The sequence below is a fragment of the Nonomuraea muscovyensis genome, assembly GCF_014207745.1.
GTDB lineage: Bacteria > Actinomycetota > Actinomycetes > Streptosporangiales > Streptosporangiaceae > Nonomuraea > Nonomuraea muscovyensis.
Map to the genome: position 1 here is coordinate 554,603 of NZ_JACHJB010000002.1, position 15,894 is coordinate 570,496.

16 protein-coding genes are annotated in these 15,894 nt (G+C 74.3%); 12 read left to right on the forward strand and 4 right to left on the reverse strand.

The genetic code is table 11. The features are described from left to right. Positions 1-38 precede the first annotated feature (38 nt). Positions 39-221: a helix-turn-helix domain-containing protein gene (locus FHU36_RS19150; RefSeq protein WP_185085332.1), complete on the reverse strand. Its 183-nt coding sequence runs from the start codon at positions 219-221 to the stop codon at positions 39-41. Positions 222-377: 156 nt separating this feature from the next. On the opposite strand from FHU36_RS19150, the gene FHU36_RS19155 reads away from it, so the two are divergent. From FHU36_RS19155 to FHU36_RS19185, 7 genes are all read left to right on the forward strand, one after another. Next, entirely contained in the window at positions 378-1,637 is a 1,260-nt protein-coding gene (locus FHU36_RS19155; RefSeq protein ID WP_185085333.1) for an NAD(P)/FAD-dependent oxidoreductase, read from the forward strand. 111 nt (positions 1,638-1,748) lie between these two features. Continuing rightward, on the forward strand, positions 1,749-2,411 hold the full coding sequence (locus tag FHU36_RS19160; RefSeq protein WP_185085334.1) for a class I SAM-dependent methyltransferase: 663 nt from the start codon (positions 1,749-1,751) through the stop codon (positions 2,409-2,411). Next, positions 2,408-3,220, forward strand: a complete 813-nt coding sequence (locus tag FHU36_RS19165) for a class-II aminoacyl-tRNA synthetase family protein (RefSeq protein WP_185085335.1) — start codon at positions 2,408-2,410, stop codon at positions 3,218-3,220. The genes FHU36_RS19160 and FHU36_RS19165 overlap by 4 nt, the downstream gene beginning before the upstream one ends. A 64-nt stretch (positions 3,221-3,284) precedes the next feature. Further along, positions 3,285-3,716, forward strand: a complete 432-nt coding sequence (locus FHU36_RS19170; protein ID WP_185085336.1) for a tautomerase family protein — start codon at positions 3,285-3,287, stop codon at positions 3,714-3,716. A 266-nt stretch (positions 3,717-3,982) separates the two neighbouring features. Further along, the gene (locus FHU36_RS19175) at positions 3,983-4,555 is read left to right on the forward strand and encodes a DUF5994 family protein (protein WP_185085337.1); all 573 of its coding nucleotides are present in this window, start codon (positions 3,983-3,985) and stop codon (positions 4,553-4,555) included. A gap of 154 nt (positions 4,556-4,709) precedes the next feature. Further along, positions 4,710-5,033: an STAS domain-containing protein gene (locus FHU36_RS19180; RefSeq protein ID WP_185085338.1), complete on the forward strand. Its 324-nt coding sequence runs from the start codon at positions 4,710-4,712 to the stop codon at positions 5,031-5,033. Between the two features lie 4 nt (positions 5,034-5,037). Then, the gene (locus FHU36_RS19185) at positions 5,038-6,030 is read left to right on the forward strand and encodes an acyl-CoA desaturase (protein WP_185085339.1); all 993 of its coding nucleotides are present in this window, start codon (positions 5,038-5,040) and stop codon (positions 6,028-6,030) included. Here the strand turns inward: FHU36_RS19185 and FHU36_RS19190 are convergent. The 3 genes from FHU36_RS19190 to FHU36_RS19200 all read right to left on the reverse strand — a co-directional run bounded on the left by FHU36_RS19190 (position 5,981) and on the right by FHU36_RS19200 (position 10,492). After that, entirely contained in the window at positions 5,981-7,561 is a 1,581-nt protein-coding gene (locus FHU36_RS19190) for a bis-aminopropyl spermidine synthase family protein (RefSeq protein ID WP_312891689.1), read from the reverse strand. The genes FHU36_RS19185 and FHU36_RS19190 overlap by 50 nt on opposite strands. A 48-nt stretch (positions 7,562-7,609) precedes the next feature. Beyond that, positions 7,610-8,875, reverse strand: coding sequence for an aminotransferase class III-fold pyridoxal phosphate-dependent enzyme (locus FHU36_RS19195; protein WP_185085340.1), 1,266 nt, complete (start codon positions 8,873-8,875; stop codon positions 7,610-7,612). A gap of 75 nt (positions 8,876-8,950) precedes the next feature. Beyond that, entirely contained in the window at positions 8,951-10,492 is a 1,542-nt protein-coding gene (locus tag FHU36_RS19200) for an FAD-dependent oxidoreductase (RefSeq protein ID WP_185085341.1), read from the reverse strand. A 305-nt stretch (positions 10,493-10,797) separates the two neighbouring features. On the opposite strand from FHU36_RS19200, the gene FHU36_RS19205 reads away from it, so the two are divergent. From FHU36_RS19205 to FHU36_RS46395, 5 genes are read left to right on the forward strand one after another with little or no spacing between them, the layout of a single operon-like run. Next, positions 10,798-11,769, forward strand: a complete 972-nt coding sequence (locus FHU36_RS19205) for a ParB/RepB/Spo0J family partition protein (RefSeq protein WP_221496444.1) — start codon at positions 10,798-10,800, stop codon at positions 11,767-11,769. Beyond that, positions 11,757-13,454, forward strand: a complete 1,698-nt coding sequence (locus tag FHU36_RS19210) for a condensation domain-containing protein (protein WP_185085343.1) — start codon at positions 11,757-11,759, stop codon at positions 13,452-13,454. The genes FHU36_RS19205 and FHU36_RS19210 overlap by 13 nt, the downstream gene beginning before the upstream one ends. Further along, positions 13,451-14,350, forward strand: coding sequence for a transglutaminase-like domain-containing protein (locus FHU36_RS19215; protein ID WP_185085344.1), 900 nt, complete (start codon positions 13,451-13,453; stop codon positions 14,348-14,350). Before FHU36_RS19210 ends, FHU36_RS19215 begins: the two co-directional genes overlap by 4 nt. 15 nt (positions 14,351-14,365) lie before the next feature. Further along, complete coding sequence (locus tag FHU36_RS19220) at positions 14,366-14,656, forward strand: acyl carrier protein (RefSeq protein ID WP_312891955.1); 291 nt, start codon at positions 14,366-14,368, stop codon at positions 14,654-14,656. Then, positions 14,653-15,891 carry an acyl-CoA dehydrogenase family protein gene (locus tag FHU36_RS46395; RefSeq protein WP_185085345.1) on the forward strand — a complete coding sequence of 413 codons (1,239 nt, stop codon included), beginning with the start codon at positions 14,653-14,655 and terminating at the stop codon, positions 15,889-15,891. The genes FHU36_RS19220 and FHU36_RS46395 overlap by 4 nt, the downstream gene beginning before the upstream one ends. Positions 15,892-15,894 lie beyond the last annotated feature (3 nt).

Consider the following 15,894-nt stretch of genomic DNA (forward strand, 5'->3'; position numbering starts at 1 on the left):
CACACGCCGAGGGGCGAAGTAGCCGTTGACCCGGTCGTTCAGCTGAGGGTTTCGAGTTCGGCGGCCGGGTCCATGTGGAGGGAGTGGCCGCCGGCCTTCAGTTCGGGGACGTACTTGTAGGTGGTGGAGCGGCTGATGCCCAGGAGCCGGGCGATCGAGGACACGGTCACGTCGGGTTGGGTGAGTAGGGCGCGTGCGTGCCGGACCTGCTCGGGTGTCATGGCGGGCGGCCGAGGCGAACGCCACAGGCGAGCCCGCAACGTTGTAGCGGACCCACAAGATCGGCGGCAGGATTGTCGCCCGCGTACAACGCTGCGCGACGGCCCCCGGGACATGCTGAGCTCGACAACGGCATTCGTCCCGTATGGAGGTTGGTCATGGTCGGCGCCGAGCGCATCGGCAACTGGCCGCGATCGGTGATCGTGGTGGGCGCGGGCATCGTGGGCCTGTCGACCGCGTGGTTCCTGCAGGATCGCGGCGTGCAGGTCGACGTGATCGACCGGGGCGGCGTGGCGGCGGGCGCGTCCTGGGGCAACGCCGGGTGGATCGCGCCGGGCCTGGCCATCCCGCTCAACGAGCCCTCGGTGCTGCGCTACGGGCTGCGGTCGCTGCTGAACCCGGCCGCTCCGCTGCACATCCCGGCCACCGTCGATCCCGGCCTGTGGGCCTTCCTGGCCCGGTTCGCCGCCAACTGCCGGTGGTCGTCGTGGACACGCGCGGTACGGGACAACCTGCCCCTGAATGACGAGAGCGTCGAAGCGTACGACGTGCTCACCGCCAACGGCGTGGACGCGCCCACCGTCCGGGCGCCGATCACCGCGGCCTTCCGCACGCCCAAGCAGGCCGAGGGGCTGCTGCGCGAGCTGCGCCGGCTGGCCAGGGCCGGGCAGCGGGTCGACCACGTCACCCTGCGCGGCGAGCAGGTGTCGGAATACGTCCCGCTCGCCTCCGACCGGCTGCAGGCGGGGGTGCGGATCGACGGGCAGCGGTATGTCGACCCGGGCGGCTTCGTGCACGCCCTGGGCCGGGCGGTCATGGCCCGCGGCGCCACCGTCTACGCGATGGACGTCGCCGACGTGCGCACCGACGACCGGAAGGTCATCGTGCTCTCCCGCAACGGCACGCCGCTGTCCGCCGACGCGGTGGTGCTGGCCACCGGCGCGTGGCTGCCGCGGCTGGCCGCCCGGTGGGGAGTGCGCGTGCCGGTGCGGGCCGGCCGCGGCTACTCCTTCACCGTGCCGGTGGACCGCCCCGTTCCCGGCCCGATCTACCTGCCGGACGTGCGCGTGGCCTGCACGCCGTACCAGGGGGCGCTGCGCGTGGCGGGCACCATGGAGTTCCGCGACCCCGACGCCCCGCGCGTCCCGGCCCGGCTGGAGGCGATCATCGGCTCCGCCCGGCCCCTGCTGGACGGGGTGCGCTGGGAGGAGCGCACCGACGTCTGGGTCGGCCCACGGCCGGTCACCCCCGACGGGAGCCCGCTGATCGGCGCGACCAGGGCGCCCGGGATCTACGTGGCGGGCGGGCACGGCATGTGGGGCCTCGCCCACGGCCCGGCCACCGGACGGCTGCTGGCCGAGCAGATCACCACCGGCAAGCAGTCCGCCGCCCTGCGCGCGTTCGACCCGCTGCGCTGACCGTTCGACCTGCCGCGCCGACAGCCGGCCCGTGAGCCGTCGCGCATCCCGACCGAGGATGCGATGCTGCTCCTCGCACGCCTGCTGGATCTTGAGCGAGGAGAGCACGGGATGGACGACCTCCAGCCGGCTTCGTGGGGGGTGCTGGGCAGGGCCGCGCCGTTCAGCGACTGCTTCGGCTACGACCGGGGGACCCCCGTGGACCGGCGCCACATCGACGCCTTCCTCACGGCCTGCGCCCACCTGGTCCGGCCGCCGCTGCTGGAGGTCGGCGACGACGACTACGCGCGGCGGTTCGCGGGCGACGACGCCGAGGTCGACGTCGTGGACATCGACCCGGGCAACACCGACGCGACGCTGGTCGCCGACCTGTCCGAGCCGGGCTCGCTCCCGGCGGCGCGCTACCGCTGCGTCCTGCTGATCCAGACCCTCCAGTACGTACGGGACCCGCGCGCGGCGCTGGAGAACGTCCGGCGCAGCCTGGCCCCCGCCGGAACGTTGCTGGTGACGGTGCCCGGCATCAGCAGGACCGACCCCGTGGACGACACCCTCATGGCCGACCGGTGGCGGTTCACCCCGGCGGGCCTGCGCGACCTCCTCGCCGAGGTGTTCGGGCCCGAGTCGGTGCGCTGCCGCGGGTACGGCGGGTTACACGCCGCCACCGCGTTCCTCTACGGGCTGGCGGCCGAGGAGGCCGGTGAACTGGACCGGGGGGAGGCGGGCGGCGCGGAGTTCCCCGTCGTCGTCTGCGGCACGGCACGGAGCGGCCCATGACCCCGGACCCGGCGGCCGCCTCCGCACCCGGCGTGCTCGTCACCGGGGCGGCTGAGGAGGAGGTGCTGGCGGCCGTCGTCGTCGCGCTGCGCCGGCTGTGCGCCGGAGGGGCCGAGCTGCACCTGCGGGCGCCGCCCGTGCTCGACGCCTCGGTGGCGGACCGGGCCGGCTACAGCACCTCCTTCCCCCACCTGCTCGGCGCCGTGAGCCGGGGCGGGGCGGCCACCGACCTGGTGCTGACGCCCGCGGCCTGCTACCACGTCTACCCCCTGTTCGAGGGGCGCGTCCTCGCCGCGCCCGCCGAGGTCAGCGTGCTGGCCGACTGCCATCGCCAGGAGGCCACGACGGAGCGGGGACGCCTGCGGTCGTTCCGCATGTTCGAGACGGTCCGGCTGGGCGGGGCCGAGGACTGCCTCGCCTGGCGGGACGACCGGCTCGACCGGCTCGGACACTGGATGGAGGCCCTGGGACTGCCCGCCGAGCGGCGACCGGCGAACGACCCGTTCTGGGGCCGGCCGGGCCGGCTGCTCGCCTCGGCCCAGCGGGCGGACCGGCTCAAGTGGGAGCTGTCGGCCGACGTCGCCGACGGGGTCCGGCAGGCCGTGGTGTCCGTGAACCACCACAAGGAGCACTTCGGCGCCGCGTTCGGCATCCGGACGGCCGACGGGGAGCCCGCGCACACCGCCTGCCTGGGAGTCGGCCTCGAACGCCTGCTGCTGGCCCTGCACCACGCCCACGGCCCCACCCAGGAGCGCTGGCCCACCCACGTGCGCGACGCCCTGGGGCTGACCCGATCCTGTACCAACTAGTATGTACACTGGCTCCGAGGGGTGGCCGTCGGGCGCGCCCGTGGACTGCGTGGGGAGCGCCGACATGCCCTTCGTCCGCGTCGACGCGTTGGGCGCCGACAGCGATCGCCTCGACGCGCTCGGCCGTGCCGTGCACGACGCCCTTGTGGAGACCATCGGCATCCCGCCCGACGACCGCTTCCAGGTCCTGACCGGTCACGACGGCACCCGCAGCACGCTGCGCTACGACGACTATCTCGGCGTCCACCGTGACAGCGGCATCGTCTACGTCGCGATCACGATGCGCCGCGGACGCACACCCGCGCAGAAGCAGGCCCTGTACCGGCGGATCGCCGAACTGGCCCACGACTACGCGGGCACCGAGCCGCGCAACGTCTTCGTCACCCTCACCGAGAACGAGTCGATCGACTGGTCACTCGGCGAGGGGGTGGCCCAGTACGCCCCTTCCCCCGACGTGGCCGGCCCGCCATCCCTCAGCGGTCCCGATCACGGATGATCACGCGCTGATCGGTTCATGCCGGGAGCGTGAACCGGGCCGAGGACGCTCAGGGGGGCCGGGCACGCTGGGCTGCGGCCGGGACTCGTGTCCACGCTCCTGCGCCTGCCCAACGGGAGGGTTCGGAACGCGGCGCCGCGTTTCCGGAAATCGCGAGGTAAAGTAGTAGTACCGAGGACTCTTCGAGCGTTGGCATTCAGGTCGGCGTCGCCCACGGCGATAGACCGTTCAAGGACCCTACGCGGGCCCGGTCAGGCCAGGCAGCCATGACTGCGACACTCCTGTCCCATATCAAGCCGCTGAGCGTCATCGCCCAGGCGGTTCCCGTGGCCGAATCCCCGGTCCGGCTCAGGCTCGGTCGCGTGCTGGACCGGCGAGGCACCGTGGACGGGGCGTGGTGGCCCCGTTCCCGTGACGCCGCCGCCGAACTGCCCGGCCTCATCGCCGCCGTCGATCAGCGGCTCGGCTGGACCACGCTGCGAGTCGGCGTGTACCTCGACGCCTGGGACCACATCCCGCGCCGTATCCACGCGCGGGGCCGCCAGATCAGGGTGGGCTGGTTCCGCAGCACCGACCCTCACGTGATCACCTTGATCCCCGCGGCCGGCGAACCGATCGTCCTGCTGGTCATCGAGCCGGGCACCGCAAGCGGTCCCGCCGAGGCCACCTTCACGCTCGCCGCCCAGGACACGACCGGTCTGCGCCCGGCCGACATCCTCGCCCTCGCACACCTCCCGGCGTCCCCTGCGGCCCGCCCGGCGGAAGCCGACAACTCGGCCAGATGGGAGAACGACGGCGGGCCCGGGGCTGATCGCGCGGGCGCTCGCCCCCGCGACTAGCCGGCCGGGCCGGTGTGCCCATGCGCTGCCTGCCGGCTGGATCGAGCGGCCCTGACGCCGCCCTCCCGACGGCCGGCCGGTCTCCGGCCGGCAGGCGCCTCATCCAGTCTCTTCCGCACGTCTCTCTTCCACGCTTCTCCGATCGGAGAACCTCATGGCCGTCATCGACACCTCCCCACTCAGCGAGGCCGGTCGATCGGGTCCCACCACCGTCCACCTGTCCGGCGACATCGACGTCTTCAGCAGCCCGGAACTGCACGGGCAACTGCTGAGCGCGCTGGAGCACTGCACGAGCCTGCTCATCGTCGACCTGTCCGAGGTGACGTTCTGCGACGCCGGCGGCCTGCGCGTCCTGGTCGGCATCCAGCAGCGCGCCCAAGCGCAAGGCATTCTCCTCGCGCTGACCGCGCCCCGCCCGAACATGTCCCGGCTCCTGCATATCACCGGCCTGGACCGCAGCCTGCCCGTGGTGGGCTGACCGGATGCGCGCCCAGGTGCCCGATCAGGCCTACGACGGACGTTCGCCGTTCCCGTCCGCGACCCGGCCGCCGGCCTTCCCCGCCGGGCAGGCGGCCCTGACGGCCACGATCGTGGTCGCGCCGTTCGTCGCGCTGGCAGCAGGCGTGTGGCTGGCGTGGGGGACCGGGATCACCCTCACCGACCTGCTGCTCGCGACGCTGTTCTACGTCGCGACCGGACTCGGGGTGACGGTCGGCTTCCACCGCCTGCTCACCCACCGCTCCTTCACCGCCCGCCCGTGGCTGCGCGCCGCCCTGGCCGTCGCCGGATCGATGAGCTTCCAGGGCAACGTCGTCGACTGGGTCGCCGTCCACCGCCGCCACCACGCCTTCACCGACCGGCCCGGCGACCCGCACTCGCCCTACCGCTACGGCACCCACCTCGGCGGGCAACTGCGCGGCCTGGTCCACGCCCACCTGGGCTGGCTGTTCGTCGACCAGCCCACCCAAGCGTCCCGCTACGCCCCCGACCTGCTCAACGACCCGGCGATGGTCCGCATCGCGCGCGCCTTCCCCGCCCTGTGCGCCGCCTCGCTGCTCCTGCCGTTCACGGCGGGGTGGGCGCTCAGCGGCAGCCTGTACGGCGGGCTGACCGCGTTCCTGTGGGCCGGCCTGGTCCGCGTCGCCCTGCTCCAGCACGTCACCTGGAGCGTCAACTCGCTGTGCCACATGATCGGCGACAGGCCCCACGCCACCCGTAGGCACGACCGGTCCACCGATCTCTGGCCGCTGGCCCTGCTGTCCTTCGGAGAGAGCTGGCACAACGGCCACCACAGCCAACCCGGCTGCGCCAGGCACGGCCGCGGCCCCTGCCAGATCGACGCCTCGGCCGCGGTCATCCGTATGCTCGAGCGCCTGCGCTGGGCCACCGACGTGCACTGGCCTACCGATGCGCCGTCGCGGCGGGTCAGGCTTCCGAGGCCGCCAGGCGCAGGGTGGCGGGGACGGCCTCGGTGAGCGCGGTGAGGCGGTGGGCCGGCAGTTCGAGGGCGGTGACGCCGTCCGCCCAGGGGGCAACCCGCAGGACGATGTCGCGCGCCTGGCGCTTGGTGAGCCCGGGGTGGGCGGCGATCAGCGCCTCCCGCCAGGTGTTGACCAGCTTGCCGTGCGCCCGGTCCAGGAGCCGGCGCAGCAGGGCCGGTCCGGGGTCCGTGGCGGGCGGACGGCGTACGGCGTCGATCGCCGCACCGTGGACGGCGAGCTCGTAGACGGGCGACAGCAGCCCGGCGAGACCCGTCACGTCGGTCGGCGGCTCGGCGGGGAAGGCGCGGACATGGGCGGCGCGGGCCGCCAGCAGCAGGCGGGGCAGCGCCGCGTCCAGGCCGGGCGGCACGGCGATCGCCACCCGCCCGGGCGAGGCGGCGTACGGCTTGGCGAGCCAGGTGGCCAGGCGCACCCGGGGGGTGCGCGGCAGGAAGCCGGCCGGCCACTCGCCCACCAGCAGGTCGGGGGCGAAGTCGGTGGCCTCGGCTCGCAGCCGCGCGTCGTCGGAGCCGGCCTGGCTCTCCACCGACTGCGGGCCCTGGGTGTAGATGGCGGCGCTGAAGCGCTCCACCCGGGCGGCCACGGCGGGCTTGGACTTGGTGGTGGGGCGCAGGACGTAGAGGTCGGCTGCCGAACCGATGGCTTCCGCCCCGAAATAGCGGTTGAAGTCGGGATACATGGCCTCGTAGGCCATGTTGAGGTCGTGCAGGGAGGTCTGCACCTTCAGGGCGAGCATCGGCGTGCGCTCGCTGGCCCCGTACGCGAGCAGCACCCGGCCCTGCTCGGGATCCTGGAGCCCCTCCACGCACCGGGCGACGAACAGGCCGATGCCCTCCGGGGTGTAGGGCGGGTCGGTCACGGCCACGTCGGCGTAGCCGTGGAGCGACGGCGGCAGGCCCAGGCGCAGGTCGGACCAGCGGGTGTGGACGGACAGGCCCAGCTCGGCCGCGCACTCGTCGATGTAGGCGAGGATGCGCTCGTCGATGTCGGCCACCGCGACCTCGGCGCCGGGGTAGACGGAGGCGATGGCGAGCGAGGTCAGATCGTGGTCGCCGACGCACAGCACGCGCCCCCCGGACGGCCAGAACCGCGCACCGAGCAGCAGCGCCCGCCGCACGACGGTCTCGGGGGTGGCGGAGACGTGGTCGAGCGCGTGCCTGCTGCGCGGGGCGCCCGCGATCAGCTTGGCCATCCGCTCCACCGTCTCGGCGTGGCCGGGCAGCACATGGTCGACGGGACCGGCCGGGCCGACCGGCCGGTGTCCGGCGGCCAGGAGGTCGCGCACCGCCTCGGGGCGCACCCGGAAGCGGTCGCCGGAGCGCTCCGCGCCCAGCTCGCGCAGGACGGCCTCGACCGAACGCCTGGACGTGGCCGTCCGCCGCACCAGGTCGGCGAGCGTCCACCACGAGCCGTCGCCCAGCGCGGACAGCACCTCGTAGGCGCGCCTGGGGTCCAGGCCGGCGGTCGCCGACAGGGTGCGTACGTTCTGCTGCTCCTGTTCCACAGCGAGAACCCTAACGGGCCGGGGGAGCGGCGGGGGACGTCTACGCGATCATGCCGGGGACGCGGCGGCGCCCCACCAGCGCTCGACGGTGTCGCGGGTGGCGGCGAAATGGTCGGCGGCGTACCGCACGCCCGCCTCGGTGCCGTCGCCCCGGGGACCTGCGCCCGGGCCGCCGCCCGCCGCCGCGGCGGGGAGGGCGCGGGCGGCCGCCTCCAGGAAACCGTCGACGTCCTCGTCCGTGAGCGCGGCCGACGGCATGAACCGCTGTCCGTACTCCATCGGGTAGCCGCTCTCCCGCAACAGCGCGAAGAAGCGCCGCCCCTGCTCCGGGTCGGCGAAGACGACGTCGAACATGGTCGGCCAGGACCGCGCCCAGGCCGCCGCGGACGCCCGCGCGAACAGGCCGTCCAGCCCGGCCATGAGCCGCCCGCCCGCCGCCCGCATCGCCTCGACCGCGGCCCCGCCGGCGCTCGCGTCGAGGGTGGCCGCGGCCGCCGCGAACGGGGTGACCTCCCGCTGGTAGGTGTTGCTGAGGTGGGTGCGGCGTGCCGCCTCCATGACCGCGGCGCTCCCGGCGACGGCCGACAGGGCCACGCCGTTGGCCAGGCCCTTGCTCAGCGTGATCAGGTCCGGGGTCACCCCGGCGGCGGCGTGGTAGCCGCCCCAGGCGTAGCGGAAGCCGGTCATGACCTCGTCGAGGATGAACAGGCCGCCGTGGGCGCGGGTGAGGCGCTCAGCCTCGCGGACGAACTCCTCGGGGAAGGCGTTCACCTCGGGGGTCACGATCACCGCGGCCAGGTCGCCGCGCCGCCGCGCCAGCCGGTCGAGCAGCGTGAGGTCGTAGCCGAAGTCGGCGGTGTCGGGGTCACGGTCCGCCAGGCCCATGCCCGGCCGGTACTGGACCTGCCAGTCGTGCCACCCGTGGTAGCCGGCGGTGAGCACCGTCCGGGCGCCGGTGTGCACCCGGGCCAGGCGCACGGCGGCGGTCGTGGCGCACGACCCGGTCCGGAAGAACTCGACCGCCTGCGCCGCCGGGAAGATCTCGACGAGCCGGTCGGCCACCTCCTGCCGCAGCGGCGAGGTGGCCTCCGGCAGGATGCCGCCGCCACGGTGCAACTCGGCGACCACCGCGTCCACCACGGGCCGGTACCCGGCGCCGAGCGGCGCGGCTCCGCTGCAGGACGACAGGTCCACGTGGCAGCGTCCCTGGGTGTCCCACACCCGCGCGCCCGACGCCCGGTCGAACGCCGGCCCGGTGCCGGGCCGTGCCAGGGAGGCCGGCCGGGCGGTGGAGGTGGGCGCTGTACGGGGCATGGGCTCTCCCTCGGGTCGAAGCGGGTCGAAGCGGGTCGGCAGGAAACAGGTCGGGCGGCGAGGTGGGGCGGCGGGTCAGGTGGTGGCCGTGGCGAGGTCCCGGGCGATCCGCCGGGCGATCCGGGAGGCGTTGGCGAGGATGGTGAGCGTCGGGTTCACCCCGCCCGGATAGGGGAAGAACCCGCCGTCCACCACATAGACGTTCTCCTGGTCGTGGACCCGGCCGTGCGCGTCGACCACGGAGGTCCGCGGATCGTCTCCGGCGCGGCAGCCGCCGTGCAGATGGCGGCTGCCGCGTTCGTATCCGGACGCCTCGCGAGTGATTTGTGCGGCCTCAGCGGAAATGAGAAGTTTGGTGGCCTGTTCTGCGAGGTAATTCAGCCGTGCGCTATCTAATGGGTGAGTTTCGTACTCCATTATTAGCTTTCTGGCGCCGAGTCCGTTTCTCTGTTTGGACAGGCGGACCCGGTTGCGCCACATCGGCTGGTCGGCGGCCAGAAAGTGCACGCGCAGCGGCATTCTCCCGTCGCGCGAGGCCCGCTCGGCCGGGCTGGCCTCGTACAGGATGCCGCCGAGACCGCCGGGACAGGCGTCGGCGAGGTAGTGGTCGGAGAAGGCCACGGTCGAGAACGGCCCGCCGGTCCGGTGGACCTCGCCGCCGGGCGCGGCCACCGTGCCGCTCACGTAGCCGCTGACCTTGAAGCACAGGCCGCGCCCGACGACGCCGTGGCGGTTGCCCAGTCCGGACGGCGACCAGCGGGAGGGGGAGCGCAGCAGCAGGGCGGAGGACTGCACGGCGTTCGCGGCCAGCACGACGCACCTGGCCCGGGTGGCGTGCCGCACCTTCGCGCGCAGGTCGAGCCACTCGACCGCGCCGGCCCGGTCGCCGGAGGCGGCGCGCACGCGCAGCGCCCGGCACCCGGTCGCCACCACGAGCGAGCCCTCCTCCCGGGCCGGGTCCAGCAGCGTGGTGGCGAGGTCCGGCTTGGCTCCGGTGGGGCAGGCGTGCTCGTTGCACGGGCCGCAGGCGTGACAGGCGGGCCGGCCGCGGTAGGGGGCGGAGTTGATGAGCAGCGGGGTGGGGAAGGGCCGCAGGCCCAGGTCGCGACCGGCGGCGGCGAGCAGGCGGCCGTGGACGCTGTAGGCGTGCGGGGGTAACGGAGGGCGGGCGCCCCGGGGTTCGAGCGGGTCGGCGCCCGCCTCGCGGGCCACGCCCATCAGGTGCTCGACCTCGTCGTAGTGCTCGCGCAGGTCCTCGTAGGCGAGGGGCCAGCGGGGGTCGAGGGCGTCGTCGGCGACGTGCTTGCGGGCGTCGAAGTCGACGTGCCTGAGACGGAAGCCGATGCCGGCGAACAGCCCCATCCCGCCGCCCAGGCCGCGCGCCGACCACGGGCGCCCGGTCGGGACGAGCCGGTGCGGCCCGGCACGCACGAGGGCTGGCTCCCAGGCGGGTTCGAGGGCCTCCAGTGTCGCGCCGGGGCCGATCCGGTCGCCCTCCTCCAGCAGCAGCACCCGCAGACCGCTGCGGGCCAGCAGGTGAGCGGTGACGGCCCCGCCGGGGCCGCTGCCGATGACGCACACATCGGCCGACCGATAAAGGGCCGAGGTGTTCCGCACGGAGTCCACCCGCTCGTGGGGTGCAGCGTTCTTGGCGATGGCCACAGGCTAGCAACGAACCCGGCGATCACGTCAACTTCGGAACATAACTAGTTGTCACTATTGCGTGACAGATAGCACGTAATTGAATGGTGTATCGGCAACACAGGGCAAAAGCTGCGTTATGGACTATCCGGATCTTGTGTGCTCTCATATGTCCCTGTCCGCGCCGACGCGCGCTCGCACCGGTGACCGTCTCACATACCGGGGGTAATGTGGGAGTTCAGTCAGACCGCGAAAGCGATGAGCCGCGTCAGGTGTACGCGGTGCACATCAAGCTGCTGAAAAGGGGAGATTCCCCCCGCGTCTTGGGGGTCGACGCCGACCACGTCCGCCGGCTGGCCGAGGTCGAGACCGAGCTGCCGCCCATCCTGGTCCACCGCGAGACCATGCGGGTGATCGACGGGATGCACCGCCTGGGCGCGGCGATACTCAACGGCCGCCAGACGATCGACGTGTGCTTCTTCGAAGGCAGCGAGGAAGCGGCCTTCCTGGTCGCCGTCCGGGCCAACACCGCGCACGGCATGCCGCTGTCCCTGCAGGACCGGCGCGTGGCGGCCCTACGCATCCTCGAATCCCGTCCCGGCATGTCCGACCGGGCGATCGCCGAGGTCACGGGCCTGTCGGCGAAGACGGTGGCCGGCCTGCGCCGGTGTTCGACCGCGGATTCTCCCCAGTTGAACGCCCGCATCGGCAAGGACGGCCGGCGCCGCCCGCTCAACGCCGAGGAGGGCCGGCTGCGCGCCGCCCGCGTCATCGCCGCCAACCCGGACGCCTCGCTGCGGAAGATCGCCCAGGACGCCGCCGTCTCGGTCGGCACCGCCCACGCCGTACGCCAGCGGATCCGGCGCGGCGAGGACCCCATGGCGCCCCGGACCACGGAACGGATCGGCGGCGCCGCTCCGGCCACCGCGGCGGAGGCCACGGCCGAGGCGCGACGCCGGCGCGCCGGCCAGGAGGCCGACGTGCTGCTGCGACTGCGGTCCCTGCAGCGCGACCCCTCGCTGCGGCTCTCGGAGGCCGGCAGGCACCTGCTCCGCTGGATCCACGGCCACATGATCGCCCAGGACATGCGGGCGGACCTGGTGGACGCGGTGCCCACGCACCTGGCCCCGATCGTGGCCGACATGGCGTTGCAGTGCGCCGAGATCTGGAACGACTTCGCACACGACGTCCAGGAGCGGATGCGGGAGCAGTCGGAGCGCACGCAGACCGGGGGGCGGACGTGGAACGGGTGACCTACCGGCCGGTCCGGTTCGCCGGGCAGAGCACCGGGTCCGGCCCCGCCACCTGCGGGCAGGCGTCCATGTGGCTCGACATCACCGACAAGGACCCGCGCGAGGCGTTCTTCAACCCCTCCGGCGAGGTGGAGGCGCCGGCGGGGCTGACCGTCGACGACCTGCTGGCCGAGCTGGGCGCGCTGGTCGGCCGGCACGAGTCGCTGCGCACGTTCCTGGCCGAGGACGCCGGGGGCGGGCTGAGCCAGACGGTGACCGGCTCGGGCGAGTTCCCCGTGTGCCTGATCGACCTCGGGGACGCCCCGGAGTCGCTGTGGGAGGAGCTCGCCGAGCGCCGGAAGGTCGTGGAACGGCTGCCGTTCGACCTGTCCGCCGAGCTCCCGATCCGCCCGACGATCTTCCACGGTTCGGGGGAGCCGCTGGCCGTGCTGCTGAGCGTGGCGCACACGGCGGCCGACGGCGGCGGCGTGCGCAACCTCGTCGCGGACCTGGCCGCGATGGCGCAGGCCCGCGCCAAGGGGCTGGACCGGCCACCGCCGCCTCCGGCCCGCCAGCCGCTGGAACAGGCCCGCTACGAGGCGTCCGCCGAAGGCCGCCGGCGGCTCGCGGGCGCGCTGAACTTCTGGGAAACCAGCCTGGCGACGGTGCCGCGCACCATGTTCCCCACCGCCCCGAAGCCGGGCCCGCCCGCCTACCACGCCGCCGTGCTCCACTCCCGCGCCGCGGACCTCGCCCTGAACCTCCAGGCCCTGCGGTACGACGTCAGCGGCACCGCCGTGCTGCTCGCGGCCACGGGGCTGGTGCTCGGCGCGTACACCGGGATGCCGGCCTGCGCGGTCCGGCTCATCTGCGCCAACCGCACCAGCGAGCCGGAACGGCGGGCGGTCGCCTGCATGATCCAGGGCGTGCTCGTCTCGCTCGGCCTCGGCGGGACCGGTTTCGGCGACGTCGTCGCGCGGGCCTGGCCGGCCTCCGTCCGCGCCTACCGCCACGGCCTGTACGACAGGCGCGAGGTGCGCCGGATCACCCGGGCGGCCGAGCAGCGGCGCGGCGTGCGGCTCGACCTGTCGTGCGTGTTCAACGACATGCGCGAGGAGACGCGGCCGGACCACCGGCTGGCCGCTCACCGGACCACCCGCCCGCAGGCCGCCGACGAGGCGGCGGTGCGGGCGGCGATGCGCGACAGCGTGTTCCGGCCGGAGCCGGCGGTCGAGCAGGAGACGTTCGCCCTGTACGCCGAGGACACGCCCGAGACGCTGCGGCTGACCCTGCACGCCGACGCGCGCCACCTGGACCCCGACGCGGTGCGCGCCGTGCTGTTCGGCATCGAGCGGCTGCTCGTCGAGTCGGCGTTCGGCGAGGTCCGGCCGGAGGAGGTCGGCGCGCTGACCGGTCTGGCCGCGCCCCCGCGCGAGGGCCGGTGGCTCTGGCACGAGGGCTGCTGGACCGACCTGGACGCCGTGGAACGGATGCTCGGCGAGGTCCTGGACGTCCGGGCCGCGCGGGTGGAGACCGAGTCCGGCGAGGACGGGAAGCCGCGGATCGCCGCCCACCTCTGGCCGGCCCGTGAGCGCCTCACCGCCGACGACGCGCACGCCGCCTGCATGGCGGCCCTGCCCGGCCGGCAGACCGCGGTGGCGCCCCACCGGTACGTCATCCACCCCGCGACGGGGGAGCCGGGATGAGAGACACGGCGAGGGACACCACGCTGGACGGCCCGGTGCCGGACGACACCCTGCGCGCCCTGCGGCTCGTCCCGGACGGCGCCCGCGGCTTCGACGTGCCGTGGGACTCGGCCGGACGTGACTACGGCCTCAGCCCTGACGTGCTTCGGGCGATGCTCGCCGAAGGGCTCGGCCGCCCGTCCGGGTTCGACCACTTCGACCTGCTCAACGTCGCGCTGGACCTGGGCGCGCGGTCACTGTGGACGTTCGGGCCGGCGTCCTGGGCGAAGGGGCTGCGCGCGCCCGCCGGGACCGTCGTGCGCGCCGAGGTCGAGTTCGTGCCCGAGTGCGCGCACGAACCGGACGAGGGCGGCCCGTGCGACTTGCGGGTCCTGCTGCCCGACGGATGGGCCGCCTGCCCCGGCGGCTCGGCCGTGGCCCGCTTCGAGCTGCCCGCCTCCTGGCCGCCGCCGGGGCCGGGCGCCGCCGAGTTGCTGGAGGAGTTCGGCCGGGTCAGGTTCGTCCGCCTGCCCATGACGGTCGGGCTCGACCCCGACTTCGTCGGGCGGACCGGCATCGCCGACTGCACGGGCGGCTCGCTCCGCCTGGTGCGGGAGGGCCGCCGCCGCGGCCTGCCGGTCCGGCTGGCGCAGGGCGTCATCCTGTCGCCGCCGTTCTCCGTCCTGCACTACTGGGCGGAGATCGAGACCGACGGGGTGTGGGTGCCGCACGACCCGCTGATCGTGGGGGCGATGCTCCGCTGGGGCCTGCTCGATCCCACCGGGTGGACCGCGCTGCGCTCGACCGGCGCGATCCTCGCCCGGATCTCGGGCGAGATGGGGCCGGTGGGGCTGGACGCCGGGCGCCCGGCGGGCGTCTCCTTCGCCACCACCGTGACGACCGGAACGAGAGGATGAGCGCAGTTGAGCACAGTGCCCGCGAGAGCCTTACACGGTGACGAGCGGATCCAGGTGGAGCGCAGGGTGCGGCTCCTGCTGGCCGGCAGGTCGGTGCTGCCCGGGGTCATCGAGTCGGCCGACGCCGGGGCTGACCTGTGGGCGCTGGGGATGGAGTCCCTGGCCATGGTGGGCGTCATGGTGGCCGTGGAGGACGAGTTCGGCGTCGAGTTCCCCGACGAGCTGCTCACCCGTGAGACGTTCCGGTCGTTGGCGGCCATCACGGACGCGCTCCTGTCACTCACGTCGGGGGAGGGCCGTTCGTGACCGAGGCCGGGGACGGCCGCGTGGAGCGGGCCGCCGAGAGCTGCCGGGAGCTCGCCCGGGGCGTGCTGGCCGAGCACGCGGCCGAGGTCGACACGGACGCCCGCTTCCCCAAGGAGGCGCTGACCGCCCTGCGCGCGCACGGCCTGCTCGCCGCGGCGGCCCCGGCGGAGCGCGGCGGCCTCGGTGCGGACGTGCCCGCGCTCACCCGCATGGCCGCGGACCTGGCACGCGGCTGCGGCGCGAGCGCCATGGTGTGGGCGATGCACCAGGTGCAGCTCGCCTGCCTGCTGACCTGTGACGAGGGCCCCGAGCTGCGCGCTGCCGTCGACCGGATCGTCCGCGACCAGCTGCTCGTCGCCTCGGCCACCAGCGAGGCCGGCGTCGGCGGCTCGCTGCGCACCAGCGTGTGCGCGGTCGAACGCGACGGCCCCGCAGACGGTGCCGCAGACGGCCCCACGGAGCGTGCCGCGGATGACGCCGCAGAGGGTGCCGGGGCCGGCCCCGCCGCCCGCCTCGACAAGAGCGCCACCACCGTCTCCTACGGCGTCGAGGCCGACGCCCTGCTGGTCAGCGCCCGCCGTGGGCCCGGCTCGCCGCCGGGCGACCAGGTCGCCGTGCTCCTCGACGCTCCGCGGACGCGGCTGGAGGTCCTGGGCGGCTGGAACCCGCTCGGCATGCGCGGCACGTGCAGCCCCGCCCTGCGCATCCGCGCCGCGTTCGAGGACTGGCGGATCCTGCCGCTGCCGTTCGGCGACCTCGTCGAGCGGGTGATGACGCCGCTGTCGCACGTGCTGTGGTCGGCCGTGTGGTACGGCCTGGCCGCCGAGGCCGCCGACCGGGCCGTCCGGTACGCCAGGAAGCGGGCAAGCGGGCAGGCCGGCCAGGCCGGGCAGCGGCCGAGCGGGAACCTGGCCGAGATGCGCTGGCGGCTGGCCGCGATGGAGGCGCAGCTCGCCGAGACGGCCCGCGAGGCACAGGCAGTGCTGAACGGCGCCGCCCAGCCGACCGTCGCGTTCGCGCTGCGGATCAACTCGCTCAAGCTGGCCGTGTCCGAGGTCGCCGTGGACGTCGCGCTGGCCGCCCTGCGGGTGTGCGGCATGGCCGGTTACTCCGAGGACGGCCCGTACTCGGTCGCCCGCCTGGTGCGTGACCTGTTGTCGGCGCCCCTGATGATCGGCAACGAGCGGCTGGTGGCCATCGGGTCGCAACTCGCCCTGATGGCCCGGGACCGGTGATGG

Coding starts and splice junctions, on each gene's coding strand:
- FHU36_RS19155 (WP_185085333.1), top strand. CDS start 378: ATGGTCGGCGCCGAGCGCATCGGCAACTGGCCGCGATCGGTGATCGTG.
- FHU36_RS19180 (WP_185085338.1), top strand. CDS start 4,710: ATGGCCGTCATCGACACCTCCCCACTCAGCGAGGCCGGTCGATCGGGT.
- FHU36_RS19170 (WP_185085336.1), top strand. CDS start 3,285: ATGCCCTTCGTCCGCGTCGACGCGTTGGGCGCCGACAGCGATCGCCTC.
- FHU36_RS19215 (WP_185085344.1), top strand. CDS start 13,451: ATGAGAGACACGGCGAGGGACACCACGCTGGACGGCCCGGTGCCGGAC.
- FHU36_RS19195 (WP_185085340.1), bottom strand. CDS start 8,875: ATGCCCCGTACAGCGCCCACCTCCACCGCCCGGCCGGCCTCCCTGGCA.
- FHU36_RS19185 (WP_185085339.1), top strand. CDS start 5,038: ATGCGCGCCCAGGTGCCCGATCAGGCCTACGACGGACGTTCGCCGTTC.
- FHU36_RS19160 (WP_185085334.1), top strand. CDS start 1,749: ATGGACGACCTCCAGCCGGCTTCGTGGGGGGTGCTGGGCAGGGCCGCG.
- FHU36_RS19165 (WP_185085335.1), top strand. CDS start 2,408: ATGACCCCGGACCCGGCGGCCGCCTCCGCACCCGGCGTGCTCGTCACC.
- FHU36_RS19175 (WP_185085337.1), top strand. CDS start 3,983: ATGACTGCGACACTCCTGTCCCATATCAAGCCGCTGAGCGTCATCGCC.
- FHU36_RS19150 (WP_185085332.1), bottom strand. CDS start 221: ATGACACCCGAGCAGGTCCGGCACGCACGCGCCCTACTCACCCAACCC.